General features: G+C 43.8%; 1 protein-coding gene. It reads left to right on the forward strand.

Annotated elements, in window-relative coordinates:
• Positions 1–648 precede the first annotated feature (648 nt).
• Positions 649–1,737 (forward strand): adenylate/guanylate cyclase domain-containing protein, encoded by a 1,089-nt coding sequence (locus WBA89_RS29885; protein WP_424411299.1) that lies wholly within the window; start codon positions 649–651, stop codon positions 1,735–1,737.
• The last annotated feature ends 240 nt before the right edge of the window (positions 1,738–1,977 follow it).

Raw genomic sequence — 1,977 nt, forward strand, 5'->3', positions numbered from 1 at the left:
GTTCTGATGCGTAAAATTGCAGCCGAGTATCAGCGGGTAAAAGCGGCTTTGCTATCTAGTTAACGATCGGCTTTACTGCATTTAAATTCTATGTTTCATCTCAAGTCCGGTCGATCGACCCAGATTAAAAGGGGCGGGTTTATGAGATTGGAGATTGTTGCAAAATATTTTTTTTTGGTAAGCCGAGCCCCTACCACCGAGCCCCTACCGCCTGCCGGGGCAATCCACCCCACTCGCCGTGAATCCTTCTGGCCCTCCAACATCACAGACAATCTAGATGCACGGCACCAAGCGCGGCGCGGGACGATCGCCCGTTTCCCCCAAAATCTTCAACATATTAGGCCATTTAGCCAATGACAAAACTTTAGACTTTATCAGATAATCTGATACAATTCTCAACAGAATCTCCCAAATAGCGCGGCGACTAAATCGCTAACTTTTCAAATACCGCGTAACAATTTACCCGTATAAAAAGTTACATCTACTGCGTTATTTTGCGTTAGTTGTCGGAAGTTAAGGTCTCAATCGAGCATTACATTATACACTTGTTAACAATGACTGGGGTGCGATCGAGGGTGAACTTATCTATCTCAACGCAGAAATAAAATCTGCTTCTGACTGAGAACTTGATACTATCTTCACATTACCATGATTAGTGCTGACTTTAAAAAAAACGCGCAAACCGCGCCCCAAATTCTGATCGTAGATGACGAAGCAACCCAGCAGCTATTTACGCGCCGGATCATGGAAAAAGAAGGCTACCGGGTAACTGAGGCATCAAACGGACAAGAATGTTTGGAAATTTGTCAAAAAAATCTCCCAGATATTGTCTTGTTGGATGCGATGATGCCTGTAATGGACGGCTTTACTTGCTGCGCTCAACTCCAGGCTAATCCCAAAACACAAAAAATCCCGGTGCTGATGATTACAGCACTCGACGATAAAAAATCTGTCAATCAAGCTTTTGAAGTAGGAGCAACAGATTATGTGACGAAGCCGATTCACTGGCCAGTGCTGATTCAGCGAGTCCGGCGCTTGATTAAACAGTCTCAACTTTACAAGGAGTTGATTGAAAGTCAACAGAAAACTCAAAAATTATTGCTGAATATTTTACCAGAGTCGATCGCGCTCCGGCTGCAAGCAGAATCAATCCCAGACTTAGTAATTGCCGATCACTTCCCCAATGTCAGCGTCTTATTTGCTGATATGGTAGGGTTTACCAAGCTAGCCTCAGAAATGCCTCCTATTGAATTAATTTTTAAACTAAATTCTATTTTCTCAGAATTTGACAAACTAACCGAAGAATACGGGCTAGAAAAAATTAAGACAATTGGGGACGGCTATATGGTAGCATCTGGATTGCCAATCCTCCGCGACGACCGTGCCGATGCGATCGTCCGAATGGCCCTAGCCATGCAGCAAGCTATGACAAGGCTAAACACCAAAACACAAGAATTTCACAGCCTGCGAATTGGCATTCACTCCGGGCCTGTGGTTGCAGGAGTCATCGGAACTAAAAAGTTTAGTTACGACCTCTGGGGCGACACCGTAAACACGGCAAGCCGCATGGAACAGTACAGTTTTCCAGGCTGCATTCAAGTGACAGAAGACACCTACAAGCAGTTGTCAAAAAAACATTTGTTTGCAGAAAGGGGCATGATTGATGTTAAAGGCAAAGGCAAGATGAAAACTTATCTCTTAGATTGCTCAGAACATCTCAACAGGTGTACTGCCTGATATCAATTCCGGTAATACCGTCAGGTGATTGTTGACGGTTGACAGTGAATCGAATAACTGACTGTTGCACCGACATCGGGTAGAAACTTGTAAGAATTATTTATGAATTGCCACCTAATTTATCACCTGACGATGCAACCAAAAACGATATGACTCAGTAATGAATCATACTTGCGAAGGGAAAATCTGAAGTCGTACTATAGCAATCCTTGCAGGAGTCGTAAGTTTTTTACCCCACCC

Origin of the sequence: Microcoleus sp. (genome assembly GCF_049646505.1) — a bacterium.
GTDB lineage: Bacteria > Cyanobacteriota > Cyanobacteriia > Cyanobacteriales > Microcoleaceae > Microcoleus.

Coding starts and splice junctions, on each gene's coding strand:
- WBA89_RS29885 (WP_424411299.1), top strand. CDS start 649: ATGATTAGTGCTGACTTTAAAAAAAACGCGCAAACCGCGCCCCAAATT.